Source organism: Pantoea sp. GbtcB22 (genome assembly GCF_019091025.1).
Lineage (GTDB): Bacteria > Pseudomonadota > Gammaproteobacteria > Enterobacterales > Enterobacteriaceae > Pantoea > Pantoea leporis.
Genome location: NZ_JAGXKB010000009.1, coordinates 110,390 through 135,141 on the forward strand (window position 1 = coordinate 110,390; position 24,752 = coordinate 135,141).

The 24,752-nt window shown below is 54.1% G+C and carries 26 protein-coding genes; 11 read left to right on the top strand and 15 right to left on the bottom strand.

Annotated elements, in window-relative coordinates:
• Positions 1-64: 64 nt before the first annotated feature.
• The gene (locus tag KVT28_RS21765; RefSeq protein WP_008109989.1) at positions 65-391 is read left to right on the top strand and encodes a DUF485 domain-containing protein; all 327 of its coding nucleotides are present in this window, start codon (positions 65-67) and stop codon (positions 389-391) included.
• Entirely contained in the window at positions 388-2,040 is a 1,653-nt protein-coding gene (actP, locus tag KVT28_RS21770; RefSeq protein WP_110868165.1) for a cation/acetate symporter ActP, read from the top strand. Before KVT28_RS21765 ends, actP begins: the two co-directional genes overlap by 4 nt.
• Before the next feature lie 172 nt (positions 2,041-2,212).
• Here actP and KVT28_RS21775 read toward each other — a convergent pair whose 3' ends face one another.
• The 4 genes from KVT28_RS21775 to KVT28_RS21790 all read right to left on the bottom strand — a co-directional run bounded on the left by KVT28_RS21775 (position 2,213) and on the right by KVT28_RS21790 (position 4,636).
• Positions 2,213-2,758, bottom strand: a complete 546-nt coding sequence (locus KVT28_RS21775) for a YfaZ family outer membrane protein (protein WP_008109987.1) — start codon at positions 2,756-2,758, stop codon at positions 2,213-2,215.
• Between the two features lie 140 nt (positions 2,759-2,898).
• Complete coding sequence (locus KVT28_RS21780) at positions 2,899-3,441, bottom strand: YfaZ family outer membrane protein (protein ID WP_192412665.1); 543 nt, start codon at positions 3,439-3,441, stop codon at positions 2,899-2,901.
• Positions 3,442-3,525: 84 nt separating this feature from the next.
• A complete protein-coding gene (locus KVT28_RS21785) occupies positions 3,526-4,221 on the bottom strand; it encodes an LrgB family protein (RefSeq protein ID WP_101763044.1) in 696 nt (231 codons plus the stop codon).
• Positions 4,214-4,636, bottom strand: a complete 423-nt coding sequence (locus KVT28_RS21790; protein ID WP_008109984.1) for a CidA/LrgA family protein — start codon at positions 4,634-4,636, stop codon at positions 4,214-4,216. Before KVT28_RS21790 ends, KVT28_RS21785 begins: the two co-directional genes overlap by 8 nt.
• 104 nt (positions 4,637-4,740) lie before the next feature.
• Here KVT28_RS21790 and KVT28_RS21795 point away from each other — a divergent pair, with 104 nt between their 5' ends.
• Positions 4,741-5,643: a LysR family transcriptional regulator gene (locus tag KVT28_RS21795; RefSeq protein ID WP_217550052.1), complete on the top strand. Its 903-nt coding sequence runs from the start codon at positions 4,741-4,743 to the stop codon at positions 5,641-5,643.
• Between the two features lie 83 nt (positions 5,644-5,726).
• On the opposite strand, the gene KVT28_RS21800 is transcribed toward KVT28_RS21795, so the two are convergent.
• From KVT28_RS21800 to soxR, 4 genes are all read right to left on the bottom strand, one after another.
• Positions 5,727-7,376 carry a Na+/H+ antiporter gene (locus KVT28_RS21800; protein WP_101763047.1) on the bottom strand — a complete coding sequence of 550 codons (1,650 nt, stop codon included), beginning with the start codon at positions 7,374-7,376 and terminating at the stop codon, positions 5,727-5,729.
• A gap of 139 nt (positions 7,377-7,515) precedes the next feature.
• Positions 7,516-8,865 (bottom strand): NCS2 family permease, encoded by a 1,350-nt coding sequence (locus KVT28_RS21805; RefSeq protein ID WP_101763048.1) that lies wholly within the window; start codon positions 8,863-8,865, stop codon positions 7,516-7,518.
• Positions 8,866-9,124: 259 nt separating this feature from the next.
• Positions 9,125-9,790, bottom strand: coding sequence for a glutathione S-transferase family protein (locus tag KVT28_RS21810; RefSeq protein ID WP_217550054.1), 666 nt, complete (start codon positions 9,788-9,790; stop codon positions 9,125-9,127).
• A 43-nt stretch (positions 9,791-9,833) separates the two neighbouring features.
• On the bottom strand, positions 9,834-10,310 hold the full coding sequence (soxR, locus tag KVT28_RS21815) for a redox-sensitive transcriptional activator SoxR (RefSeq protein ID WP_217550056.1): 477 nt from the start codon (positions 10,308-10,310) through the stop codon (positions 9,834-9,836).
• A 98-nt stretch (positions 10,311-10,408) separates the two neighbouring features.
• Between soxR and soxS the strand changes: the two genes are divergently transcribed.
• Complete coding sequence (soxS, locus tag KVT28_RS21820) at positions 10,409-10,840, top strand: superoxide response transcriptional regulator SoxS (RefSeq protein ID WP_036649992.1); 432 nt, start codon at positions 10,409-10,411, stop codon at positions 10,838-10,840.
• A 253-nt stretch (positions 10,841-11,093) separates the two neighbouring features.
• Positions 11,094-11,375 (top strand): YjcB family protein, encoded by a 282-nt coding sequence (locus tag KVT28_RS21825; protein WP_008109973.1) that lies wholly within the window; start codon positions 11,094-11,096, stop codon positions 11,373-11,375.
• A 55-nt stretch (positions 11,376-11,430) separates the two neighbouring features.
• Here the strand turns inward: KVT28_RS21825 and KVT28_RS21830 are convergent, their stop codons facing one another.
• Positions 11,431-12,381 carry an ATP-grasp fold amidoligase family protein gene (locus KVT28_RS21830; protein WP_101763051.1) on the bottom strand — a complete coding sequence of 317 codons (951 nt, stop codon included), beginning with the start codon at positions 12,379-12,381 and terminating at the stop codon, positions 11,431-11,433.
• 8 nt (positions 12,382-12,389) lie between these two features.
• Complete coding sequence (locus KVT28_RS21835) at positions 12,390-13,646, bottom strand: polysaccharide biosynthesis C-terminal domain-containing protein (RefSeq protein WP_101763052.1); 1,257 nt, start codon at positions 13,644-13,646, stop codon at positions 12,390-12,392.
• Positions 13,647-14,172: 526 nt separating this feature from the next.
• Here KVT28_RS21835 and KVT28_RS21840 point away from each other — a divergent pair.
• Positions 14,173-14,568, top strand: a complete 396-nt coding sequence (locus KVT28_RS21840; RefSeq protein ID WP_008109970.1) for an IS3 family transposase — start codon at positions 14,173-14,175, stop codon at positions 14,566-14,568.
• 934 nt (positions 14,569-15,502) lie between these two features.
• Here KVT28_RS21840 and KVT28_RS21845 read toward each other — a convergent pair.
• Both KVT28_RS21845 and KVT28_RS21850 read right to left on the bottom strand, forming a co-directional pair.
• Positions 15,503-16,456: a DMT family transporter gene (locus tag KVT28_RS21845; RefSeq protein WP_137384971.1), complete on the bottom strand. Its 954-nt coding sequence runs from the start codon at positions 16,454-16,456 to the stop codon at positions 15,503-15,505.
• 72 nt (positions 16,457-16,528) lie between these two features.
• The gene (locus tag KVT28_RS21850) at positions 16,529-17,359 is read right to left on the bottom strand and encodes an AraC family transcriptional regulator (RefSeq protein ID WP_101763054.1); all 831 of its coding nucleotides are present in this window, start codon (positions 17,357-17,359) and stop codon (positions 16,529-16,531) included.
• Positions 17,360-17,480: 121 nt separating this feature from the next.
• Between KVT28_RS21850 and KVT28_RS21855 the strand changes: the two genes are divergently transcribed.
• The 3 genes from KVT28_RS21855 (at position 17,481) to KVT28_RS21865 (ending at position 18,982) form a co-directional block, all read left to right on the top strand.
• Positions 17,481-18,008, top strand: a complete 528-nt coding sequence (locus tag KVT28_RS21855; RefSeq protein WP_210081825.1) for an isochorismatase family protein — start codon at positions 17,481-17,483, stop codon at positions 18,006-18,008.
• Between the two features lie 72 nt (positions 18,009-18,080).
• On the top strand, positions 18,081-18,524 hold the full coding sequence (locus KVT28_RS21860) for an antitoxin Xre-like helix-turn-helix domain-containing protein (protein ID WP_101763056.1): 444 nt from the start codon (positions 18,081-18,083) through the stop codon (positions 18,522-18,524).
• Complete coding sequence (locus KVT28_RS21865; RefSeq protein ID WP_217550058.1) at positions 18,521-18,982, top strand: RES domain-containing protein; 462 nt, start codon at positions 18,521-18,523, stop codon at positions 18,980-18,982. The genes KVT28_RS21860 and KVT28_RS21865 overlap by 4 nt, the downstream gene beginning before the upstream one ends.
• Before the next feature lie 72 nt (positions 18,983-19,054).
• Here the strand turns inward: KVT28_RS21865 and ssb1 are convergent, their stop codons facing one another.
• Positions 19,055-19,609 carry a single-stranded DNA-binding protein SSB1 gene (gene ssb1 / locus KVT28_RS21870; RefSeq protein ID WP_061718369.1) on the bottom strand — a complete coding sequence of 185 codons (555 nt, stop codon included), beginning with the start codon at positions 19,607-19,609 and terminating at the stop codon, positions 19,055-19,057.
• A gap of 222 nt (positions 19,610-19,831) precedes the next feature.
• Between ssb1 and uvrA the strand changes: the two genes are divergently transcribed.
• A complete protein-coding gene (uvrA, locus tag KVT28_RS21875) occupies positions 19,832-22,660 on the top strand; it encodes an excinuclease ABC subunit UvrA (RefSeq protein ID WP_101763058.1) in 2,829 nt (942 codons plus the stop codon).
• Positions 22,661-22,879: 219 nt separating this feature from the next.
• The gene (locus KVT28_RS21880; RefSeq protein WP_217550060.1) at positions 22,880-23,944 is read left to right on the top strand and encodes an NAD(P)-dependent alcohol dehydrogenase; all 1,065 of its coding nucleotides are present in this window, start codon (positions 22,880-22,882) and stop codon (positions 23,942-23,944) included.
• A 6-nt stretch (positions 23,945-23,950) separates the two neighbouring features.
• Here KVT28_RS21880 and KVT28_RS21885 read toward each other — a convergent pair whose 3' ends face one another.
• On the bottom strand, positions 23,951-24,301 hold the full coding sequence (locus KVT28_RS21885) for an MmcQ/YjbR family DNA-binding protein (protein WP_101763060.1): 351 nt from the start codon (positions 24,299-24,301) through the stop codon (positions 23,951-23,953).
• A gap of 3 nt (positions 24,302-24,304) precedes the next feature.
• Positions 24,305-24,721 (bottom strand): secondary thiamine-phosphate synthase enzyme YjbQ, encoded by a 417-nt coding sequence (locus KVT28_RS21890; protein ID WP_061718371.1) that lies wholly within the window; start codon positions 24,719-24,721, stop codon positions 24,305-24,307.
• Positions 24,722-24,752 lie beyond the last annotated feature (31 nt).

Genomic DNA, 24,752 nt, shown 5'->3' on the forward strand with positions numbered 1-24,752 from the left:
TATTCAGCCAGTTAAATCACTTTATCGTGAGATATCTGTCTGCCTTGCCTCTGGAGAAAATGTGATGAACGAAACCCCTGAACAGGAAGCAGTCTGGCAACAAGTCGAGAATAATCCGCGCTTTCATGAATTGGTGCATAAGCGCCAGGCGTTTGCGCTGCTGCTCAGCGTAATCATGCTGGTGCTCTATATCGGCTTTATTCTGCTGATCGCTTTTGCGCCCGCCTGGCTCGGTACGCCACTGCACGCGGGCACTAACGTTACGCGCGGCATTCCGATTGGTGTCGGTTTGATCGTGATGTCATTCGTGCTGACCGGCGTCTACGTGTGGCGCGCCAACGGCGAGTTTGATCGTCTGACCAAACAGATCCTGAGCGAGGTGAAATCATGAAGCGCCTGCTTTCGGTATTTTTAGCCATCGTGCCCGCCAGCGTGTTTGCCGCCGATGCCATTACCGGCGCGGTACAACGGCAAGCCACTAACTATGAAGCCATCATTATGTTCGTGGTGTTTGTCGCGGCGACGCTCGGCATCACCTATTGGGCCTCGAAACGCACCCGCTCGCGCAGCGATTACTACACTGCAGGCGGCAATATCACCGGTTTCCAGAATGGCCTCGCCATCGCCGGTGACTTTATGTCCGCCGCCTCTTTCCTCGGTATTTCTGCGCTGGTTTACACCTCAGGTTACGACGGGCTGATCTACTCGCTCGGCTTCCTCGTCGGCTGGCCGATGATCCTGTTTTTGATTGCCGAACGTCTGCGTAACCTTGGGCGCTACACCTTCGCCGATGTCGCCTCCTATCGCCTCGCGCAGAAACCGATTCGCACGCTGTCAGCCTGCGGCTCGCTGGTGGTGGTGGCGCTGTATCTGATCGCGCAGATGGTGGGTGCCGGTAAGCTGATTCAGCTGCTGTTCGGCCTTGATTACCATATCGCGGTAGTGATGGTCGGGATTCTGATGGTGCTGTACGTGCTGTTCGGCGGCATGCTGGCGACCACCTGGGTGCAGATCATCAAAGCGGTGCTGCTGCTATTTGGTGCCAGCTTTATGGCGATTATGGTGATGAAAGCCACCGGCTTCAGCTTCAATACGCTGTTCACCGAAGCGATGGCGGTGCACCCGAAAGGCGCGGCGATTATGCAGCCGGGCGGGCTGGTGAAAGATCCCATCTCGGCGTTGTCATTGGGTCTCGGCTTGATGTTCGGTACCGCCGGTTTGCCGCATATTCTGATGCGCTTCTTCACCGTGGCCGATGCGCGTGAAGCACGTAAAAGCGTGTTCTGGGCCACCGGCTTTATGGGCTATTTCTACTTCCTGACCTTTATTATTGGCTTCGGCGCGATTTTGCTGGTGGGATCGAATCCAGCCTTTAAAGACGCCAGCGGCGCGCTGCTCGGCGGCACCAACATGGCAGCGGTGCATCTGGCGAACGCGGTCGGCGGCAGCCTGTTCCTCGGCTTTATCTCGGCCGTGGCCTTCGCCACCATTCTGGCGGTGGTGGCAGGTCTGACGCTGGCGGGGGCTTCTGCAGTTTCACACGATCTCTATGCCAGCGTGATCCGTGAAGGTAAAGCGACGGAACGCGATGAACTGCGCATCTCGAAGATCACCGTGCTGGTGTTAGGTGTGGTGGCGATTGCGCTGGGGATTCTGTTTGAGAAACAGAACATTGCCTTTATGGTCGGTTTGGCGTTCTCGATTGCTGCCAGCTGTAACTTCCCGATTATTCTGCTGTCGATGTACTGGTCAAAACTGACCACGCGCGGCGCGATGGTGGGCGGTTGGCTGGGACTCGTTACTGCGGTACTGCTGATGATCCTTGGCCCGACGATTTGGGTGCAGGTGCTCGGGCATGAGAAACCGATCTATCCGTATGAGTATCCGGCGCTGTTTTCAATGCTGGCGGCATTTATCGGTATCTGGCTGTTCTCAATTACCGACCATTCTGCACGCGGTGCCCAGGAACGTGCCCGCTTCCGTGGGCAGTTTATTCGCTCACAGACGGGGATTGGGATTTCGCAGGGGAAATCGCATTAAGTCCGTGCTGGCTTCCCCTCACCCTAACCCTCTCCCATAGATGGGAGAGGGAACCGATCGGCGCGTTTTCTCCTTCTCCCGCTTGCGGGAGAAGGCCGGGATGAGGGACAGACCGCACCCAAACAAAAATGGCGACCCATTGGGCCGCCATTTTTCATTCTAATTTAAACAATTAGAAACGTAGTGATGCGCCAACATACGGGCCATCGACCAGTACGTTATCTTTGCGGCTGCCTTTGTTGTTCAGCTCAATATACTGATAACCCACACGCAGGTTCAGCAGCGAAATCGGCGTGAAGCTCAGGCCGCCTGAGGCTTCCTGGTAGCTATCCAGACGATCAGAGAACGCTTCTGGCGCATAGTAATATTCGCCGTACAGGCCCCACATGCTGTTGAAGCTGTATTGCGCTGCGCCACCGACTGCCACGGTGAAGCCATCACGACCATCTTCCGGATGGGTGAACAGCGCTTTCGCGGTAGGCGCAATGCGGAAATCACCCACGTCGATGTTATAGCCGAGGCCCGCACCGTAGGTGCTGCCATCGTGATCGCTGCGCAGCCAGTTGCCTTTCAGGAACAGGCCCGGTGAAGTGGTGCCGAGGCCAAGGTTCAGGTTGGTGCTATGCTCACCCACGTCAACACTGCCCTCAATTGCCTGTGCGCCGCTGCTCAGCAGTGCCAGACCCAAAACGCTTCCAGTAACAAGTTGCTTTAACATGTGATTCCACTCCATGAAGGACAATTAATTCGGCGGCAAGGGTACCAGCCTGGCGACGAGAGACAACATTATTTGGAAAGCTTTACGTAAAAATGGATTACGGCGGGGAAAAAAGTGGCCCTTAAAGGCCACTTTTCAGATTAGAAGCGCCAGGCTGCGCCGATAAAAAGACCATCAATCGCACGATGGGTTTTATATTCGTGCAAGCCACTGCCGAGATAGCGGTAACCGGAACTCAGCGTTAACCAGTGGGCCGGTTGGTAGTAAACTCCGGCCTCAAACTGATGCAGATGATCCAGCTTATAGGTGCTGAAGTTAGGCGCCATGCTGAAATCGAGATAGAGCCAGGTATGGCGCGCTTGTGGCAGTGGAGCCATCGCGCGTATACCCGCGTTAACGCCGTAGCTGGACGTTTTATCGTGGTTCAATTCAGCCCAGAACAAACCGACGCGCGGCACAATGCGCATTGCGCCTACAGCCACGCCGTAACCCAGATTGGCGTCCAGCAATTCTGACTGATGTTTAGCATTCACGTATTCCACGCCATATTGCAGGCCTGGCGCGGTTTTTTGGCTGTTGATGGCGGCCGCAAAGAAATCACTGCCCCCCTTCACGCCGATTTCCTGAGCAGTTACCCCAGCGGAGGCCAACAGGAGCCCCATTGCAAAATACTGACTTTTCATTTATCGCTTCCTTATCGTTTAAGCGGGCAAACAATAAGCAAAGCGATGGGGTGGCAGTATGAGCAATGACTCAAAACCAGCGGATTACGATACCCACAGTAAGTGGCTTAACAGCGGCGCGAGAATGACGGTGACGACGCCAGACAGCATCATCACCAGGCTCGACACCACGCCTTCCTGCTGGCCGAGTTGATACGCGCGCGCGGTGCCTGCGCCATGTGATGCAGCACCAAAACCGGCGCCTTTAGCCACGCCCTGCTTGATGGCAAGACGCAGAAACAGCACGTCGCCCACCGCCATACCAAACACGCCGGTGATCACCACAAACAGCGCCACCAGATCCGGCTGGCCGCCAATCGGCTGCGCGGCTGCCAGCGCAAACGGCGTGGTGATTGAGCGTACCGCCAGGCTGCGCTGAATGGTTTCCGGTAACGTCAGCCAGCGCGCCAGCCACACCGAACTGCATACTGCCACCAGCGTGGCCGTCAGCACGCCCACGCTCAGCGACAGCCAGTGACGCTTGATGATCTCAAGGTTCTCATACACCGGCACGGCAAATGCCAGCGTCGCCGGGCCAAGCAGCCAAATCAGCCAGTGGCTTTCAGCGATGTAATTTTTCCAGCTGACGTGAGTGAGCAGCAACAGCGCCACCAGCACCAGCGGCGTCAATACCAGCGGCATCAACAGCAGCGTGCGCCAGCGGCGATAAAGAATTTTGTTGAGGTAGTAGACCAGCAGCGTGAACGCCAGACACAGCAGACTAATCAGCAGATCATTCATGATGCGCCTGCTTGCGTGCGGCGCGCGCCAATTCGAAGCGATATAAACGGTCAACCACCAGTGACGTCGAAGCCAGCACCAGCAAGGTACTGACGCCGATCACCACGCAGATGCGCCAGCCTTCACTGCGCAGCAAATCGCTGTAGTTCACTACCGCTACCACCGCAGGAATAAAGAACAGCAGCATTTCTGCCAGCAGCCAGTTGGCGCCAGCTTTCACCCAGCGCAGCGGCACGATGCGCGTCATGATCAACACCAGCAGCAGCACCATGCCCACCACGTTGGCGGGCAGCGGCAGATGCAGCCAGCTCACCAGCCTGTCGCTGAAAATAAACAAACCGACATACAGCACCAGCTGCAGCGGAACAAACGTACGTTGCAGGAGATCCGTTCTGCGCGGACTTAATGCCATCATTGCTTGTTACCTGGATGAAGAATTGAGGTGACCAGTATAAATCCGCCGCAAACTGTGAAAGAAATGAATTAAAATTATTCAAACTATGCCAAAAAGGAATGTCTATGGATGTGCGCGCCCTGCGCTACTTCACTGAGGTGGTGCGCCAGCAAAGCTTCACCCGCGCCGCTGAGAAGCTGTTCGTGACGCAGCCGACCATCAGCAAAATGCTGCGCCAGCTGGAGGAGGAGCTCGGCTGCACCTTACTGCTGCGCGAGGGCCGCAAACTGCATCTAACCGATAGCGGTCAGGCGGTTTACCAGCGCGGACTGGTGATTCTGCAAGAGTTCCACCAGCTTGAAGCGCAGTTGGGCGATATCAACCAGCTGAAAACCGGCGAGCTGCGGCTGGGTATTCCACCGATGGTCGGCATGCAGATGGCCGGTTCAATCTCCGCCTTTCGCCGCCGTTATCCTGGCGTACAGCTGAAAATATCCGAGTTCGGCGGACTGACGGCGCAGCAAGCGGTACTGAGTGGCGCGCTGGATATCGCCCTCACCGCGCTGCCGATCGAATCCGAACTGCCGCTCAATACGCTGGAGTTAATGCACCATCCGCTGTGCGTGCTGCTGCCGCGCAGTGAACAATGGCGCGATCACCGTAAAGTCGGTTTGGCAGAGTTAGCCGAACATCCGCTGCTGATCCTCAATGAAGAGTTCGCCTTGAATCGCCAGATTCGTAAAGCGTTTCAACGCCAGAACCTGACGCCAACTATTGCGCTGCGCAGCGCGCAGTGGGATTTTCTCGCCGCGATGGTGCAGGCGGGCATGGGACTGGCGATTCTGCCGGAGCCCATTTGTCAGCGGCTGGATAAGCAGTCGCTGCTGTGGCTGCCACTGGAATCGGAGCTGCAGTGGAGTTTGGGGTTGATTTGGCGGGAAGGCAGTTATCTGTCGCGCAGCGCCGAGGCGTGGATTGAATGTTGCCGTGAACACTGGCCGGATAGTGCGCCACGGCTGTCGATGTGAAAACAACCGCAGCACATTAGCGTAGCGGCGCAATTTATTGTGCAATGAATTGCGCCGCTACCGATGAACAATATGGCTTGCCTCTATTCCTCTTTCTCAATCAGCAGCGCTTCCAGCAGATCAAGATCGTGCAGCAGTTTCTGCATTGTCTCGTTAGAGATCTCCTGCGTGGCGCGCAGATGATAGACCTCGGCGCGCTCGGCGCGCAGCGCATTGAGGCGGAAACGACGCTCGAGATTTTCGGCAAATTGCGCCTGCTCGATATCGTTTTTCCCCTCCGCGCGACGACGCAGATTACCAATCACGCGCAGGCTGACCTCTTTCAGCAGCTCAGGATCGATGTTCTCTTCGGTGTCGCTCTCAAGACGCTGCTCCATTTTATGCAGGCTCTCAATCGCCACACCCGCCATCGCGGCACGCGCAAACTGAATCTCACGACGATGGCCGACCTTATCGATGCTTTCCACGTCGCGCAGCAGAATCGGCAGCAGCACCACGCCAACCAGCAGCGACACCAGAATCACGCCGGTAGCGATGAAAACCAACTCATAGCGCGCCGGGAACGGATCGCCATTGCTCAGGAACAGCGGAATCGACAGCACACCGGCCAAGGTAATGGCACCGCGCACGCCGGCAAAAGAAGCAATCAGCAATTCACGCAGTGAGTAATTGGTAAACTCCAGCGGCTTCTTCTTCAGCAGACGCATGCTGGTGCGCTTCATGATCCACAACCACCCGAAACGCACCACCATCAGCGCGGCGTACACCAACAGAACGTCGGTAAACAGCATCCACAGTTCCACGTTAGGATCGGCTTGCGCCTGCGCAATCGAGGTGGAAAGAATGTCGGGCAGCTGCAGGCCGAGCATCAGGAACACCATACCGTTGAACACGAACTCCAGCATCTGCCACACGCTGTTCGCGCGCAGACGCATCGCCAGCGGTGCCTGGCGGATAATGCCGGAACGCGTAATGGTCATACCGGCGGCGACGGCGGCGAGAATGCCCGACACGCCAAGGTGTTCCGCAATCAGGTACGAGGCGAACGGTAACAGCAGCAGCAGCACGGTCTGTGTTGCCGGGTCATCCCCGCTCCAGCGGCTCAGCAGACGCAGCGAGCGGCCATACAGCCAGCATATCGCCACACCAGCGACCAAACCGCCGACCGCCACTTTGAGAAACTCAACGCTGGCGCCGCCCCACGTAAACACCATGGTGCCCATCGCCACCGCGACGGCAAACTTCAGCGATACCAGGCCCGACGCGTCGTTCATCAGGGCTTCGCCCTGCACAATCGACATAATTTTTTTCGGGATGCGTCCTTCACCGACAATGCCGGACAGCGCCACGGCATCGGTTGGCGAAAGCACCGCCGCCAGCGCGAAGGCGGGAATCAGCGGAATCCCTGGCACCAGCCAGTAGATCAGGTAGCCAATCCCGACCACCGTGATCAGCACCAGAACCAGCGCCAGCCCCATGATTTCGCGACCGTGATGCAGGAACTCGTTTATCGGCGTTTTCCAGCCATCCGCAAACAGCAGCGGCGGAATGAACAGCACGAGGAACAGTTCCGGATCAAAATCGACATGCAGGCCGAAGACGGGAAATGCGAGCAGTGCACCGGCGGCAATTTGCACCAGCGGCAGGGGAATTTGAAACGGCAGAATACGTGCCGCCACGCTGGAGAGTGAAACCACCAGCGTCATGATGAGAATAGTAAAGAAGATTTCCATGCTTTCCTTAGGCGAATCAATTTCATTAAAGCGATGTTGTTGCGTGGGAAAGTGTAAAACAAAACGCCGCACAGCGGAGCAACCCGATGTGCGGCGTGATGCAGAAAGCGAATAATCCTGGAATTATTCAACTTTCAGGTCAGATGGCCCAGCCACCGGCATAGAACGCGACCAGCGCGACAGCAATCACCACGGTGCCCACGTTCAGCTTGCGCCACTCACCGGCAAACAGGCGTCCAATCACCAGTGAAGCGAAGCCGAGCATGATGCCGGTGACGATGTTGCAGGTCAGCACGATGAACACGGCGGTCAGCAAGCCGGACATCGCATCAACGAAATCGTTGAAGTCGATTTTTGCCACGTTACTCAGCATCAGCAAGCCAACGTACATCAGCGCCGGCGCGGTCGCGTAAGCCGGAACCAGATAGGCCAGCGGCGACATGAACAGGATCACCAGGAACAGCAAACCCACCACAATCGCCGTCAGACCGGTTTTACCACCCGCCGCCGTGCCCGCCGCCGATTCGATATAGACCGCAGCTGGCGAAGCGCCGACCAAGCCGGCGAACAGGCTGCTGACGGAATCGGTGGTTAACGCACGACCGCCGTTGATGATCTGCCCCTCTTTATCCAGCAGATTGGCCTGCCCCGCGACCGCGCGGATGGTACCGGTGGCATCAAAGACGGCGGTCATCACCAGCGCCAGCACGCTTGGCAACACCACCGGTTGCAGCGCACCCATGATATCGAGGCTAAACATCGCTGATTGCCCGTTAGCATCCTTCAGGCTCGGCATGGCAAACAGCCCTTGATAGGTCACCGCCGGATCGAAAATCAGGCCGAGAATCGAGATGGCGATGATGGTCAGCAGAATGCCGCCCGGCACACGGCGTTTTTCCAGACCAAAAATCGCCGCCAGTCCCACCAGCGACATGATCACCGGGAACGAAGCGAATTGACCCAACGCCACCGGCAAGCCCGGAGCCGGATTTTTCACCACTAAACCAATGCCGTCAGCGGCGATCAGCAGCAGGAACAAGCCGATACCTACGCCGGTGCCATGCGCCACGCCCATCGGTAAATTGCGCAGAATCCATGCGCGGATGCCGGTAACCGAAATCAGCGTGAACAGCAAGCCCATCAGGAACACCGCACCAAGCGCCACCGGCACGCTAATGTGCTGGCCGAGCACCAGGCTGAACGCGGTGAAGGCGGTCAGCGAGATGGCGCAACCAATCGCCATCGGCAGATTGGCCCACAAACCCATGATGATCGATCCAAAACTGGCGACCAGACAGGTAGCGACGAACACCGCCGTTGGCGAGAAGCCCGCTTTGCCCAACATGCCGGGCACCACGATGACGGAGTACACCATCGCCAGAAACGTTGTCAGACCCGCCAATACTTCCTGACGCACGCTGCTGCCGCGTGCAGAGATATTGAACCAGGCGTCCAGTTTTCCACTGGCCGGGCGCGATTCGCCAGACATAATTCTTCCTCAATTTTTTTGTGATGTGAGTCGCCGCGCGGCGCACGTTTGCCGTTCCCTGATGGCGGTTTTTCATGATGAAAATCCAGGCAAACGTTTACGTCGCCGCGTATTCCAGGCCGTAAAGGGGGACGCGGAAAAAAGGCAAACGATTATCTGGCGTTTGCCCTGGGGTTTTCAACTCTTAATCACGGGTATGACAGGATAAATCCAGGCAACTCACCCCGCAGGGCCACCAATTATGGCGGCCTGGCTGAACTCAGCGGCTTAATTCAATCGCGCCGCCCTGCTGGATCGCCCGCTGCCAGGCCGCGCGCTGCTGCATGGTTTCCAGCCAGCGGGCGGTGGCGGGCGTATCGCTCAGGGAACCACGCAGTTGCAGCGCCAGCAGCGGGAAGCTCATCTGCACATCGGCGATGCTAAAACGTGAACCGGCAAAAAACGCATGCTGCGTGAGATGCTCTTCAATTACCCGACCATGTAGAGCCAGCTGTTTATTCAGCCAGGCTTTCTGAATCCCTTTGCTCAGGGCGATGCCGGCCGGACGCAGCAGCCACGGCACCGGCTTTTTGCCAAACTGCGCAAACACCAGTTTCATTACCAGCAATGGCATCAGCGAACCTTCAGCGTAATGCAGCCAGTAACGCGCCTGAATCTGCTCATCTTCATGACTCAACGTCAGCTGATGCTCGCTGTCGTACTTCAGTTGCAGGTATTCGAGAATTGCGCCTGACTCGGCAATCACGCGATTGCCGTCGGTAATCACCGGGGATTTGCCCAGCGGATGCACTTTCTTTAAGGAATCGGGTGCCAGCAGGCTGTTTTCACGCTGATAGCGTTTGATTTGGTAAGGCACCGCAAGCTCTTCCAGAAGCCATAACACGCGATGCGAGCGGGAATTTTCCAGATGGTGAACGGTGATCATACGGTTTCCTTGCCGGTAAAAGTGTTCCGCCAAGTATAGTCGATCAGCGTTTTTGCTCGTCCTGTTCCGGATCGAGTAACACCGCGCCCGAACCTTGCTCGCCCAGCCGGTCACCGGGATTGCGCAGCGGGCAATCGCGCATCGATAAACAGCCGCAGCCAATGCAGCCATCAAGATCGTTACGTAAGCGTGTGAGGGTTTCGATGCGTTTATCCAGCTCCTCGCGCCAGTGCTGCGTCAGCGCGTCCCACTCTTGTGTCGACATCCGTTTATTAGCCGGCACATGCGTCAGGCTGTCGCTCACCGTCGCCAGCGGAATGCCAATGCGTTGTGCAATTTTGATGATGGCAACGCGACGCAGCACGTCACGGCTGTAGCGACGTTGGTTGCCGCCGTTGCGCGAGCTACAGATCAATCCTTTGGTCTCATAGAAGTGCAGCGCAGACACCGCCACGCCGCTGCGCTTCGCCACTTCACGCGGCGTCAAAACCGGCTTCGGGTAATTGCGTTCTTTTTTCATTTAGGGCCTTTACCTCAAGTTAACTTGAGGAATTATACTCGCACCCCAGCAAAACTTCGAATTTCTTACCAGGCAAAAAACATCAGAAGGATGAGGCTATGATGCAACAGGAAATCATTCATTCGCTGTCCAACTGGATCGATCAGAATCTGGATAAAGCGCTGTCAATTGATGAAGTCGCGGCAAAATCAGGTTACTCAAAATGGCATCTGCAGCGTATGTTCCGTGCCGTCACGAAACAAACGCTGGGTGGCTATATTCGCGAACGTCGTCTGACGCTGGCCGCTGAAGCGCTGCGTCAAACCCAGCGTCCGGTGTTCGATATCGCGATGCAATACGGTTACGATTCGCAGCAGACGTTCTCGCGCGTGTTCCGCCGTCAGTTCTCGCAAACGCCAACCGCTTATCGTCACACCATGCGTCGTCAGGCGATGATTCAGCGTCCGCGCTTGCTCAGTTTTGACTGTGCAGACAACAACATGACCAGTTTTGCCCAGCGTACCACCGGCGAGTGCTGCCCGGTTAGCTAACCCTCTCTGCGCGCCCCTTGCGGGCGCACCTCGCTTTGCCTGCCTGTTTTTTCCTCAGTTCGATAAAAATCTTTCTACCTGACCCGGTATAAATTTTGTTCAAAATTTAAAATCGAGTGATATAATGTGAGCCAAGTCACACTTTCCTGTATTCAGTAAGACGGCCAGAAGGACTTCCCTGACCTTCCTTCTCAGCCGCCAGTGATGTCGATTGAATGTCGGGGATATCACTGATTCTAAGAGGTTTTTGCAGATGGCCACCCTAACCACCAGTTTGATTGTAATGCGCTGGGAACTCCTGAGTGCGGTAATGATGTTTTTCGCCAGCACCATGAAAATTCGACTGCGTCAGAACAGTCACCACGTGATGGCGCTGCTGTGCGGTGGCATCGGCGTTGGCATGTCATGCTGGTTTGTTACTGGCCTACTCGGTATCACGCTGAGCATGGAGAATTTGCATAACTTTATGGAAATCTCCAAAAACGCCTTTATCGAAGTGATGAGCCAGACGCCAACCGATTGGCCAATGCCTTAATCGCCGCCAATAAAAAACCCCGCCGAAGCGGGGTTTTTTATTTTGCTGTGTGATTCTAAATTTTCTTCAATACGGCCGGAATGGTCACTTCCGCCACCGTGATGCCCGGTATCTTCGTACCGCGACGATCCTGAATCCACATATCACCCATCATCTGATTTAGCCCGCGATCCAGACCGGTCACCAAACCCGCGCCCGGCGTGAAGGTTAATTCGCCGAAGTAGATCTGCTCGTTATCGATGTACCAATCCACGCGCACATAATCGAAATCGCTCGCCAGCTTTTTACTCAGCGCCAACGCGTGCTGCAACGAGGCCATTTGCGGCGTCACATCCAGGCCGGTATCACGAATTTTGTGATACGCCTCGTTGAGGTTGTTGACGTAGAAGTTCATCGACAACAGCGGATTGCAGCGGTTGTAGATCACCTGCAGCACATACTCAAAGCTACCGTCGCGCTTGTTGAACATATGGAACTTGTAGTCAATCGGTGCCGATTTACCATCGCCAATGTACTGCTCCACCAGAATGCGTGGCTTGATGTAGCGATAGTGAATCTCGCGCGCTTCGTTGGCGAAATCGGTCTTCAGCCAGCGATGGCAATCGTTGATAATCTGCTGCTTCTTCAACGCATCCGGCTCTTCCAGCAGAATCTCCACCATGTTGGAGGCGTGATTCGGCTTGATAACGGTATTTTTCCAGCTCGGCAGCGTGTGCAATGAGCTGGGATCGCTGGTCTCGTAAACCAGCGGGATCAGGTATTCGCTGCCCACCTTCTCGGCGATATATTCACGCACCGAATATTTGTCCGACAGACGACCATAAATCTGATAATCGCCATGGATGAATTTGCGATACAGCACCTTCTCGTTAAACACTTTCGGCTCGCGCAGATTAGGCAATTTGCGGAACTTGTGAAAATAGTAGATACGATCCTGGTATGCCCAGGGCATCTTCTTGATGAAGTACTGAACGCTTCTTCTGAGTTCATCTTTCAACTTGAGCATATCTGACCTCATTTGTAGGTTTTGTAGTTGAGTGAGGAAACCTGGATTTTTTGGATGACGCCGTTTTTGAAGAAGTAATTCATTACGGTAAGAGACAGCAATTCTGAGATGAAAACGCTCCATGCGGCACCCATGATGCCGTAGCTCTGGATCAGCCACCACGACAGCGGCAAGCTGATGACCATCAGGCAAACGATTTTCTTCAACAGATAATTAAACCCGCCTTCTTTGACCATGTAGCGATACGCTACGGTCCCCATCGCCGAAAAGCAGGTTGCTAACGACAACAACGTAATGAGACTTCCTGACTGTGTGTACTCGTGACCATATAAAGCGATGATGATTTTTTCGCCGTACATCGCGATCACCGCTAACAACAACAATGAAACACCCATGACATAACCATTAAGCCGTGCTGTCAGCTTGATGGCGGTTTCTCCACGCTCACGGAAGATTTCCGAAAAGCAGGAAGTGATGATGGCGACCGGGATAAAAATCCAGGAGGCCGAAATGGTATTGGCGGCGGCGAACAAACCAAGATCGCGCGCTGAGGCGATGCCTGCCAGGAACATCTGTGCCGCTTTCACCTGCACCGAGATAAAGATGCTGGAGATGGCCAGCGGCAATCCGGCGTACAGCAAATAGCGCAGATAGGTGTTGCGCTTATCCTGTGGCGGCGCCACATCCTGATTTTCGCGATAAAAGTTAAAACGCTTAATGACGTACGGCACCAACGTGACGGCGACAATCGAAACGGTCAGCCATAGCGGATTGAGGTGCAGCCAGGCAATGGCGAAACTTAAGCTGAAGCCCAGCAGCAATCCGACAGAGTTGGCGATGGTATTCAGCCGCGACGCTAAGCGCGCATTGTTGTAGACACTGAAGGTGTCCTGCGTCACGAAAACCGAAGAGATAAACGAGGCCAGTGCAAAAGCGAGGAAGTTTTCCTGCATGTTGTACCAGACCCAAATCAAGACGGGCAGCGATGTGAGCAACAGCAAAACCATGCGCATGTTGCGCGCTACGGTCATCAGGCGGAGCCCTTTCGGTGCACTCTTACTGATACGTTTAAACAGAATGGTTTCCGTACCGAAAATCGCCACGGTCTGCACCATGGAAAACAGTGAGGTCGAAAACGCCATTTGGCCAAAGATGGTTGGACCAAAGGATTTTGCCACGTAGGAGGTCACAAATATGACGCCGAACACGGAGACGATCTTTTCAGACATCATCCAGGCGGCATTCGACATTACGCTCAATTTCATTGACTGATCCTTAGTATTACGAACTACAACAACTTTCGGTACAACGTCCTTGAAATGAATTAACAAGCGCTCAGTGGGCCTGACTTAATTTATTAACTTCAAACCAAACTGGTCCGAAAAATGAGACTCGCGTCAGCAATTAGGAATTATATTCAGGAAAATTCCGATTATATCCGGTGCGAAACTCGGTGGATGTAAACGATTTCAGCCTAAATTCTAAGCAAAAGTTTACTGGCATACCCTGACATTTCTGCAAGTGGTTTATGCCGATTTTCCAATGAATGTAGTATTTTTCTGCATTTGGGATGGAGAGAATTTATATCAAAAACCTAAAGCCAGGAAGGCGTTCAATGCCATTCGGAATAAAATAAGATTTATCCCATGATGATATTTCTTCTAAATATCTTAATTTAACCCTCGCAATTCAAATCGCGCACTTTAATACTGCATTAATAGTGTTTTTGCAGTGCCAGATATTAATACAGTAATTCTCATCCACTAATTGATAAGAAAGGTAATAGCATTTATGAGAAAGTCACGATATAGCGAAGAGCAAATCACAAATGCCATTAAAGCTTCTGAAACGGGAGTGAAAGTCAGGGAGATTTGTGAGGAGCTTGGCATTTCCGAGGCCACTTTCTATAGCTGGAAGAAGAAGTTTTCTGGGCTCTCTTCCGAAGAAGGTAGAAAAATCAAGGAGCTGGAAGATCAGCTACTTAACCTCACGCGTGAGCTGCAATCACTGAGTTCCGATAAAGAGATGCTGCAAAGCGTATTGAAAAACTTCTTCACCACCAATGAAAAGCGTCAGGCGGTTAACTTTCTGCAAACGACATTCGACATAGGTACCCGTCGTAGCTGCCGTTTACTGGATATTAGTCGTAGCGTTTATCATTATCCTGCAGGTACAGATAATCGCTAATACCATTAAGGCCGATGTTATTTGACCTAATGCTGAGATTTGTTCTTACCAGAAGATATGAAGATCATTTAATACGGCGTTCACAACATAACAATTCGCACCAATTTTTCCTGATGAATACCATCGCGGAATTGCTTCCTTTTTTGCGGTAAAATAGATTCACATCAGCAAAAGTCTCTCTATTCAAGCCATTCTAACGAAGTCCAATCTCATTTCGGTGAGATTGGCGCTTCGATTATTACTTTACCAACATTAATCATCAGTCCTGAATGCGGATAGTTCTGTTAAGCATTAATGAACAACCGCGTGTAACCGCTCACACACAACCTCTGTTTTCATCTGGATCTGTTCTGCGATCGATTCGTCAATCGTTTGACGCGCGTAGACCATAACTCCCTCTTCTGTTGCCAGGAATAATCCTGATAACAAAGGTTACCTGTCCTAAACAATAACGGCCAAAAAGCGTGAAATAAGTTAAATTCCTGCACCCTATTCATCGCTACGCTTAATGGTTTTTTGCCAAAGGTTAATGGAATCTTTCTTAACATCTCTCGATTCCCTTAAGCAAAAAGTGGTTTTCAAGTGCCAATCTTCAGTGCCAAATGGCAATAAACGGTAGGTTAGATGCATGTTTTTGCGCGTTAATGCGTCGGTTTTTTACGCTTTAGGGCCTGCGATAGCCAGGAAGATCGGAGATTTGTGAAGGTTCAGGAAGCCTTAATACGGTTAAACACTCATGCGCCGGATGAAACGGTATGACTTTTTATGACAAATCAGCGCTAAAAAGAGGGCTGCAATTAGCCAAAATGTTATATCGATGGCCAGCTGAGCGCCTGAATGGGCGAAGAGGCGAGTGAAAAGGGTTAGTCAAATTCTTAAAATACAGCGTAGTACGCTGCCGAAATGATTTTTCAGCAGCGCTGATTTTGATGACCTATACCGCAGTGATGTGCGGCTGGGGTTTGATACGCATCGCGTAGATCACGCCAATAATCAAACAACCAATGCCAAGCGCGGTTAGCAACGGCGGCCAGCTTTGTCGCCACAGGAATGTCCACAGCAAACCGGCTAAGGTTTCGAACACGATCAGCGGCCCCATGATCACCGTCGGCACGCGTTGGCTGGCCGCATTCCAGCAGAGCGTGCCCAACCATGAGCAAATCAGCCCGATACCTAACATCAATAATAGAAAGCGTTGCGGCTGCGGCCCGAATGGCAGCGCAAATGCAGGTTGCTGCCAGTGAAGCTGCACGCAGACTAATAGATAAAACACTATTGCCAGCGGCAGCGTCACCAAACCTTGTGCCGTCGCCCAGCTGGATGGCTTGTGCTGGGGATGCGCGCGTAACCATAAACCATTACGCAGCGGATACCATGTCCAGCATGCCACCGCCAGAACCGCTAACCCTAAACCGGTGAGATAGCGCGACCAATCAAAATCGGGGCCTTGCGTCTGGAGTTCGGCGGCATTCACGCAAGCCAGGCCCACAGCAATAATCAGCAACGCTGGCGTCAATTTACGCCACGGCAAGCGCCCTTCAAGATGGCCATAACAGAGATTGGCCGTCACGGTAATCACCACCGGCAAGGTGCCGATAATCATGGTAGAAATGGGCGCGCCGGTGCGTTGAATCGCGCTGGCGAGAAACGCGTAATAGAGCAAATTGCCAATCAGCGACAGCTTCAGCGCTTCAATCCAGTCTTTGCGCGCCAGCTGACGCAAACGACGGCGATCCAGCCAGGCGAGCGGCAACACCACCAAACCAAAGGCGACGTAGCGCCCGGCCGATTGCAAGGTGCCGGGATAATCCGGTATTAACAGCGGGCCCACAAAGATCAATCCCCACATCAGTCCCGCCGCCAGCGCAAACAGTATTCCAGCAAACATAAACTCTTCCTTTATATGCATTCCGCTGCAGTGTGACGCAGGCGGGGGCTAAAGGCTTGTAGCAGATTGCGGTTAGCGTGAAGGGAACACTTGTTTTTGATAGCGGCCCGGCGTGATGCCGTAGCGATGCGCGAAGGCGCGGGTGAGATGAGCCTGATCGGTAAGACCAACCGATGCCGCGACGGTTGCCGCACTGTCGCCGCGTGCCAGCTGCTGTTTTGCTGCGAACAGACGAAAAGCCATCAGCATTTGATGCGGCGTGACGTGGAAGTGTTGTTTAAAACTGCGCAGGAAATGCCACGGCGACAGTGATGCCAGCGCCGCAAGTTCTTCGAGGCGCACCGGTTCGGCGAGATTTTCACGCAAATAGTCTCTTACCGCATCAAAGCGATGTGCACCTTCGACAGGTCGCTGCTGTCCCTGACGCGCCAGCGGACGCATTAACTCCAGCAGTTCGAGCAAAATGCTTTCACGCTCCAGCGGGGTTTCCGCCTGCCACATCTGCGCCAGCAATTGAGAAAACGGCTGCGCCAGACGCGCATCGGTGCGCAGAGCATCGGTGAACCACCAATGACGATCGCCGGTCAGACGATCCATCTCCTGCGGATCGATATAGATCATGCGATAACGCCAGCCTTCGTCGCAGGCAGATTCACCGGTGTGCAGCTCGTCAGGATTCATCATCACCAGCGAATGCTGCGGCGCGGTGTAACTGGCTCCGCGATAGCGAAAGCGCTGGGCGCCGGATTCGATAGTGCCGATGCCAAAGGCTTCATGGGTATGCGGTTCAAAAGCGTAGCGGGAGATGTGCGCCTGATACAGCTCGATGCCCGGCAGCTCAGCAAAATGCTGAAACTGCGCACGATCTTGCTCACAAGGAAAGATTTCAGGAACCACCTTCACGACACACCTCCGGGAAAAATCGCTTATAAGCATGCGCGGCAGTGGCGATAAATGCAAAGCGGATTTGCTTTACCTCGTTGCGAGTTCACCGGACACTGTCAAAACTTAACAGGAGATCAAAATGGCTAATCGTGTGGTTGTGGTAGTGGATATGCAAAATGGCGTGCTGGCATCGCCGCGTTTTGATCGTGCCGGACGCTGCGAGCGGATCAATCAGTTAACCGCTGCGGCCGATCAGGTGATCTTCATCCAGCACGTTGGGCCAGGTTTAGAGGTCAATTCAGCAGGCTGGGCCATCGTCCCCGAGTTGAATCAGCCGGCCAACGCCATCTTTGTCAATAAAACCGCCTGCGACAGTTTCTGGCAAACCGATCTCGCCGCTCAACTCGACCAACGCGGTATTAAAAGCTTCGTTATTTGCGGCTGCGCGACTGATTACTGTGTCGATACCACCATCAAAGTCGGCGCCAGTCTTGGCTATCACATCACCGTCGCCGCCGATGCGCATACCACCGCCGACCGCACCTATGTTTCCGCACAACAGCAAATTAATCAGCACAACGAAGTGTGGGCCGATTTGATTATGCCGGGCAACCCGGTGCTGGTACGTGAGACGGAAGCGTTATTGCGGGAATGGCGACCGCATTAGAGGTTCTGCTATTGAAAACTTCTGACAAGTGTCAATAATAGAGTATGACATTTGTCAGACCTGGAGAATTTTATGAGAGCCTACATTCCTGATGGCAAATCACATGACAATGCACTTTGGCGCTTTGCTGGCTTACCCCCACGCGGATTGGAGCTAACTCGCATGCTTGAGGCGGGCTTGCCGGTCGCGGTGATTGATGACATTCGTCATTGGTCGGCAATGAGTAGAGCCGAAATTATGAAGGTCACTGGCATCAATGAGCGAAATATTGCCCGCCGTAAAAGCGCAGGTAAAAGCTTGTCACCCGATGAGAGCGAACGCATAGCCCGCTTCGTCCGAGTGATGGATGCAGCCGTTCAATTGTTTGGTGGTAATAAAGAAGATGCTACGCAATGGTTAAGCCGACCGGTCAAAGGATTAGGCAACATTGCCCCTATTACATTGCTAGCCACTGAAAGCGGCGCACTGGATGTGCTCGATTTGATTGGCCGTTTGGAGCATGGTGTCTTCTCGTGATTTTCTATCGGCTAACCAAAACGCTATACGCTTCTGAAGCCTGGACCGGCAACGGTGCGAAACAGTACGGTGGCCGCTGGAATCACAAAGGCCACGCAACCATTTATGTCGCAACCTCGGTTTCACTTGCTGCGCTTGAAGTGCTGGTGCACGTTTCGAACGAGTCGATTTTGGATGATTACACTTTATTCAGCATCGAGATTCCTGACGATGAAGTCTCCTATATTGGAGAAGAATTTTTGCCAACCGATTGGCGACAGGATCCGGCTCCGGTTTCGACTATGGATTTGGGTACAGGTTGGCTTCAATCGGGGGAAGGTGCAGCGTTGATTATTCCCTCAAGCATTATTCCGATGGAAAATAATGCGATATTGAATCCGGAACATACGGTATTTGAAGGTTATCTGTCGAGCATAAAAAAGCTGCCGTTTTCATTCGATAAGCGATTGATTAAATAATAAAAATATCTTTTGTGAGCAATAAAAAGCCCCGCATTGCGGGGCTCTAAACAGATACTACATTCTGTATTTTTAGAACGGAATATCGTCGTCAAAATCCATTGGCGGTTCGTTGTTGGCTGGCGCGCTCTGCTGCTGTGGACGCTGCTGCGCACCGCCGCTGAACTGGTTGCCACCGCCTTGCGGCTGCTGTTGTGGCTGCTGTGGCTGGCCCCAACCGTTATTATTGCCGCCGCCCTGGCCGCCCGCCGGTGCGCCACCTGCGTTCGCGCCCTGCTGACGTCCGCCCAGCATCTGCATGGTGCCGCCAACGTTAACCACCACTTCAGTGGTGTATTTTTCCTGGCCGGCTTGATCGGTCCATTTGCGGGTACGCAGCTGACCTTCGATGTAAACCTGAGAACCTTTACGCAGGTATTCGCCAGCCACTTCCGCCAGCTTGCCGAACAGCACAACGCGGTGCCATTCCGTGATCTCTTTGTTTTCACCGGTTGTCTTATCGCGCCAGCTTTCTGACGTGGCCAGCGTAATGTTGGCTACCGCGCCACCATTTGGCATGTAGCGCACTTCCGGATCCTGACCCAGATTCCCGACTAGAATCACTTTGTTTACGCCACGACTGGCCATGTTGCTGTCTCCCGATGAGTTGATGCTAAAAGTCTAAGCGAAAAATTGTATCACGTCACATTGGCGTGTGCCCACTTTAGAGCGGGATTCCAAAATTTATCGGCGGACAGAATAGCAAAAACACTGGATATTTATTCAGTTTATTTTTTGTGCCATAATGGACCGTTTCTGCTGGTCGTGCTGGCAAGGCATGGCGAGTGTTGTTCAATCCGGGAAAGGTGAATGGATAAGATCGAAGTCCGCGGTGCTCGCACCCATAATTTGAAGAACATCAACCTGATCATCCCTCGCGATAAGCTCATTGTGGTCACCGGTCTGTCAGGTTCCGGTAAGTCTTCGCTGGCGTTTGATACGCTGTATGCGGAAGGCCAGCGTCGCTATGTCGAGTCGCTTTCGGCCTATGCGCGCCAGTTTCTTTCATTAATGGAGAAACCGGACGTTGACCATATTGAAGGTCTTTCGCCCGCCATCTCCATTGAGCAGAAATCGACTTCGCATAACCCGCGTTCCACTGTCGGCACCATTACCGAAATTCATGACTACCTGCGCCTGCTGTTCGCGCGCGTGGGTGAACCGCGTTGTCCGGATCATGACGTTCCACTGGCGGCGCAAACCGTGAGTCAAATGGTCGATCAGGTGCTGTCGCAGGAAGAAGGCCGTCGTCTGATGCTGCTGGCGCCGGTGGTGAAAGATCGCAAAGGCGAACACACCAAAACGCTGGAAAACCTCGCCGCGCAGGGCTATATCCGTGCGCGTATCGATGGCGAAGTGTGCGATCTGTCGGATCCACCGAAGCTGGAGTTACAGAAGAAGCACACCATCGAAGTGGTGATTGACCGCTTCCGCGTGCGCGAGGACCTGGCAACGCGTCTGGCCGAATCCTTTGAGACCACGCTGGAACTGAGCGGTGGCACGGCGATCGTCGCCGATATGGACGATACCAGCGCCGAAGAGATGCTGTTCTCGGCCAACTTTGCCTGCCCAATCTGTGGCTACAGCATGCGTGAACTCGAACCGCGCCTGTTCTCGTTCAACAACCCGGCTGGCGCCTGCCCGACCTGCGATGGCCTGGGCGTGCAGCAATATTTTGATCCCGATCGAGTGGTGCAGAACCCCGAGCTGTCGCTGGCCGGAGGCGCCATCCGCGGCTGGGATCGCCGTAACTTCTACTACTTCCAGATGCTGCGCTCGCTGGCAGAGCATCTGCAATTCGATGTCGAAGCTCCGTTTAACAGCCTAAGCGACAAAGCGCGCGAAGTGATTCTGTACGGTTCCGGCAAAGAGAATATCGAATTCAAATACATCAACGATCGCGGTGACACCTCAGTGCGCCGCCATCCGTTTGAAGGCGTGCTGCACAACATGGAGCGCCGTTATAAAGAGACGGAATCCAACGCGGTGCGCGAAGAGCTGGCGAAATTTATCAGCAACCGTGCCTGCGCCAGCTGTGAAGGTACGCGTCTGCGTCGTGAAGCGCGTCATGTTTTTGTTGAAGACACCAACCTGCCGACCATCTCAGAAATGAGCATCGGTCATGCGATGGATTTCTTCGCCAACATGAAGCTGAGCGGCCAGCGTGCGCAGATTGCGGAAAAAATCCTGAAGGAGATTGGCGATCGCCTGAGCTTCCTGGTGAACGTCGGCCTGAATTACCTGTCGATGTCACGCTCGGCGGAAACGCTCTCCGGCGGTGAAGCGCAGCGTATCCGTCTGGCCAGCCAGATTGGTGCCGGTTTGGTCGGCGTGATGTACGTGCTGGATGAACCCTCAATCGGCCTTCACCAGCGCGACAACGAACGCCTGCTTGGCACGCTGATTCACCTGCGCGATCTCGGTAACACGGTGATTGTGGTGGAGCACGATGAGGATGCGATTCGTGCCGCTGACCATGTGATCGATATCGGCCCAGGCGCGGGCGTGCACGGTGGTCAGGTGGTTGCCGAAGGTGATGTGCACGCGATCATGGCGAATGAAAATTCCCTGACCGGCCAGTTCCTCAGCGGCAAACGCGAGATTGCGATTCCCCAAGAGCGCGTCAAAGGCGATCCAGCCAAAGTGCTGAAACTCACCGGTGCGCGCGGTAACAACCTCAAAGATGTCACGCTGACGATTCCGGTCGGCTTATTTACCTGCATCACCGGCGTGTCCGGATCGGGTAAATCGACGCTGATCAACGATACGCTGTTCCCAATTGCGCAGCGCCAGCTCAACGGCGCGACCACCATCGAAGCCGCGCCTTATCGTGAGATCGCCGGTCTGGAACATTTCGATAAAGTGATCGATATCGATCAGAGCCCGATTGGACGCACACCGCGTTCGAATCCCGCGACCTACACCGGCATTTTCACTCCGGTGCGTGAACTGTTCGCCGGCGTGCCGGAAGCGCGTTCACGCGGGTACAATCCGGGGCGCTTCAGCTTCAACGTGCGCGGCGGACGCTGCGAAGCCTGTCAGGGTGACGGCGTGATCAAGGTAGAGATGCACTTTCTGCCCGACATCTACGTGCCGTGCGACCAGTGCAAAGGCAAACGCTATAACCGTGAAACGCTGGAGATTAAATACAAAGGCAAGAGCATCCACGAAGTGCTGGATATGACTATCGAAGAAGCCCGCGAATTTTTTGATGCGGTGCCGGCGCTGGCGCGTAAGCTGCAAACGCTGGTCGATGTCGGCCTGTCGTATATCCGTCTGGGCCAGTCAGCAACCACGCTTTCTGGTGGTGAAGCGCAGCGCGTCAAGCTGGCGCGTGAGCTGTCAAAACGCGGCACCGGCCAGACGCTCTATATCCTCGATGAGCCGACCACCGGCCTGCACTTTGCGGATATTCAGCAGTTACTGGAAGTGCTGCATCAGCTGCGCGATCAGGGCAACACCATCGTGGTGATTGAGCACAACCTCGACGTGGTGAAAACCGCAGACTGGATTGTCGATCTCGGCCCGGAAGGCGGTAGCGGCGGCGGTGAAATCCTGGTGTCCGGCACACCAGAAACGGTGGCGGAGTGTGAAAAATCACACACGGCGCGTTTCCTTAAGCCAATGTTGAAGAAGTAAACTTCTCTCAGGCCCGCCATTGCGGGCCTGTTTTTTTCTGTCGGATTCCGCAACGAAATGCAGGAACAGGCAAGAATCAGACAACTTCAGGCATATACGCATTCCCCCCTGCTGACTATCCTTACAACGTTCCTTTTGGCGTCCCTTACGCCCTTTATCCCTTCAGTGCGCTGAACGGGATCCCGCATAGAAATCACGACACATCCTACTGGAGACACCATGAATATTACGCATGCCTATGCCGCACAGGACGCGAAAGCAAAACTCGCCCCGTTCGATTTTAAGCCACGCGAACTGCGCGCTCATGATGTGCAGATTGAAGTGTTGTACTGCGGCGTCTGCCACTCGGACCTGCATACCGCGCGCAACGAATGGCGCAACACCATTTTTCCTGTGGTGCCTGGCCATGAGATTGTCGGTCGCGTGACGGCCGTTGGCGCTCACACCCACAACTACAAAGTGGGCGATTTGGTCGGTGTTGGTTGTATGGTTGATTCCTGCCGCAGCTGTCCAAGCTGTCAGGAAGGGCTGGAGCAGTATTGCGAGGATGGCTTCGTTGGAACTTACAACGGTGAAGACCGTGAAACCAAAGCCATCACCTACGGCGGTTACTCCACCAGCATGGTGGTAGATGAAAGCTTCGTGCTGCGCGTACCAGAAAATCTCGATCTGGCGGGCGTTGCGCCGCTGCTGTGTGCCGGTATCACCACTTACTCACCGCTGCGCCACTGGAATGTCGGTCCGGGTAAAAAAGTTGGTATCGTCGGTTTGGGCGGCCTTGGTCACATGGGCGTGAAGCTAGCTCATGCGATGGGCGCACATGTGGTGCTGTTCACCACGTCACCGTCAAAAATTGAAGATGGTAAACGTCTGGGCGCTGATGAAGTGGTGATCTCGAAAGATGCCGACCAAATGGCCGCGCACACCAACAGCTTCGACTTCATCCTGAACACCGTTGCAGCGCAGCACGATCTCAACCCGTTCATCGCCCTGCTGAAGCGTGATGGCAACATGACGCTGGTCGGCGCGCCGGAGCACGATCACCCGGCACCGCAGGTCTTCAACCTGATCTTGAAACGTCGCAGCATCGCCGGTTCACTTATTGGCGGCATCGCGGAAACCCAGGAAATGCTGGATTTCTGCGGCAAGCACGGTATCACTTCAGATATCGAACTGATCGCGATGAATCAAATCAACGAAGCCTACGAACGTATGCTGAAAAGCGACGTGAAATACCGCTTCGTGATTGATATCAATACTCTGCGCGAGGAATCTGCGGCTTAATTTGCCTCAGTGTTCATCATGGTTGACGCCCGCCGCGCGCGTGGCGTCAGCCTGTTGCCAGGAAGCATCCACCAGATAGTAAATCTGCGAATCTTTTAGCGAACCATCCAGCCACAGCGTGCTCCAGTGCGACTTATTTAAATGTTCGCTGGGAAACACATCGTTGTGCTCCTCACGTAATAACTCCGCCAACGCAGGCGTGGCTTTCAGCGACAAGGCCGGACGCCCTTTTACCTCATAAAGCATGGCAAACAGCACACCTTCACTTTTAATCTGCGTCGCCTGCCAGCACTCTTTAAAGCTTTGCTCCGCGCCCGGCTTGCTCATGCAGTACGTCAGTAAATCCGAAGTATTCATCTTTTATTCCCCTTGTAAGGTTGCCACGATACGCCGCGCACCGCCCTGCACCCGATGTTCACCCAACCAGATTCCCTGCCACGTACCTAACATCAGACGACCGCGGTTAACCGGAATCAGCAGCGAAACGCCGAGCAGTGACGATTTGATGTGTGCCGGCATGTCGTCAGCCCCTTCGTAATCGTGCTGATAAGGCGCACTTTCCGGAACATGGCGTAAGAAATGCTGCTCCATATCGCTGCGCACGGTGGGATCGCAATTCTCATTGAGCGTTAACGACGCCGATGTGTGTTGCAGCAGCAGATGCAGTTGGCCGACGCGCACATCGGATAAGCCATGAAGCTGGCCGACAATCTCGTCGGTGATCAGATGAAAGCCGCGCGCTTTGGCGCCAAGCGTAAGCGTTTGTTGATGCCACATGCCAGAATCCTAAAAGTAATTACACCGTTTA

Coding starts and splice junctions, on each gene's coding strand:
- KVT28_RS21765 (WP_008109989.1), top strand. CDS start 65: ATGAACGAAACCCCTGAACAGGAAGCAGTCTGGCAACAAGTCGAGAAT.
- actP (WP_110868165.1), top strand. CDS start 388: ATGAAGCGCCTGCTTTCGGTATTTTTAGCCATCGTGCCCGCCAGCGTG.
- KVT28_RS21775 (WP_008109987.1), bottom strand. CDS start 2,758: ATGTTAAAGCAACTTGTTACTGGAAGCGTTTTGGGTCTGGCACTGCTG.
- KVT28_RS21780 (WP_192412665.1), bottom strand. CDS start 3,441: ATGAAAAGTCAGTATTTTGCAATGGGGCTCCTGTTGGCCTCCGCTGGG.
- KVT28_RS21785 (WP_101763044.1), bottom strand. CDS start 4,221: ATGAATGATCTGCTGATTAGTCTGCTGTGTCTGGCGTTCACGCTGCTG.
- KVT28_RS21790 (WP_008109984.1), bottom strand. CDS start 4,636: ATGATGGCATTAAGTCCGCGCAGAACGGATCTCCTGCAACGTACGTTT.
- KVT28_RS21795 (WP_217550052.1), top strand. CDS start 4,741: ATGGATGTGCGCGCCCTGCGCTACTTCACTGAGGTGGTGCGCCAGCAA.
- KVT28_RS21800 (WP_101763047.1), bottom strand. CDS start 7,376: ATGGAAATCTTCTTTACTATTCTCATCATGACGCTGGTGGTTTCACTC.
- KVT28_RS21805 (WP_101763048.1), bottom strand. CDS start 8,865: ATGTCTGGCGAATCGCGCCCGGCCAGTGGAAAACTGGACGCCTGGTTC.
- KVT28_RS21810 (WP_217550054.1), bottom strand. CDS start 9,790: ATGATCACCGTTCACCATCTGGAAAATTCCCGCTCGCATCGCGTGTTA.
- soxR (WP_217550056.1), bottom strand. CDS start 10,310: ATGAAAAAAGAACGCAATTACCCGAAGCCGGTTTTGACGCCGCGTGAA.
- soxS (WP_036649992.1), top strand. CDS start 10,409: ATGATGCAACAGGAAATCATTCATTCGCTGTCCAACTGGATCGATCAG.
- KVT28_RS21825 (WP_008109973.1), top strand. CDS start 11,094: ATGGCCACCCTAACCACCAGTTTGATTGTAATGCGCTGGGAACTCCTG.
- KVT28_RS21830 (WP_101763051.1), bottom strand. CDS start 12,381: ATGCTCAAGTTGAAAGATGAACTCAGAAGAAGCGTTCAGTACTTCATC.
- KVT28_RS21835 (WP_101763052.1), bottom strand. CDS start 13,646: ATGAAATTGAGCGTAATGTCGAATGCCGCCTGGATGATGTCTGAAAAG.
- KVT28_RS21840 (WP_008109970.1), top strand. CDS start 14,173: ATGAGAAAGTCACGATATAGCGAAGAGCAAATCACAAATGCCATTAAA.
- KVT28_RS21845 (WP_137384971.1), bottom strand. CDS start 16,456: ATGTTTGCTGGAATACTGTTTGCGCTGGCGGCGGGACTGATGTGGGGA.
- KVT28_RS21855 (WP_210081825.1), top strand. CDS start 17,481: ATGGCTAATCGTGTGGTTGTGGTAGTGGATATGCAAAATGGCGTGCTG.
- KVT28_RS21860 (WP_101763056.1), top strand. CDS start 18,081: ATGAGAGCCTACATTCCTGATGGCAAATCACATGACAATGCACTTTGG.
- ssb1 (WP_061718369.1), bottom strand. CDS start 19,609: ATGGCCAGTCGTGGCGTAAACAAAGTGATTCTAGTCGGGAATCTGGGT.
- uvrA (WP_101763058.1), top strand. CDS start 19,832: ATGGATAAGATCGAAGTCCGCGGTGCTCGCACCCATAATTTGAAGAAC.
- KVT28_RS21880 (WP_217550060.1), top strand. CDS start 22,880: ATGAATATTACGCATGCCTATGCCGCACAGGACGCGAAAGCAAAACTC.
- KVT28_RS21885 (WP_101763060.1), bottom strand. CDS start 24,301: ATGAATACTTCGGATTTACTGACGTACTGCATGAGCAAGCCGGGCGCG.
- KVT28_RS21890 (WP_061718371.1), bottom strand. CDS start 24,721: ATGTGGCATCAACAAACGCTTACGCTTGGCGCCAAAGCGCGCGGCTTT.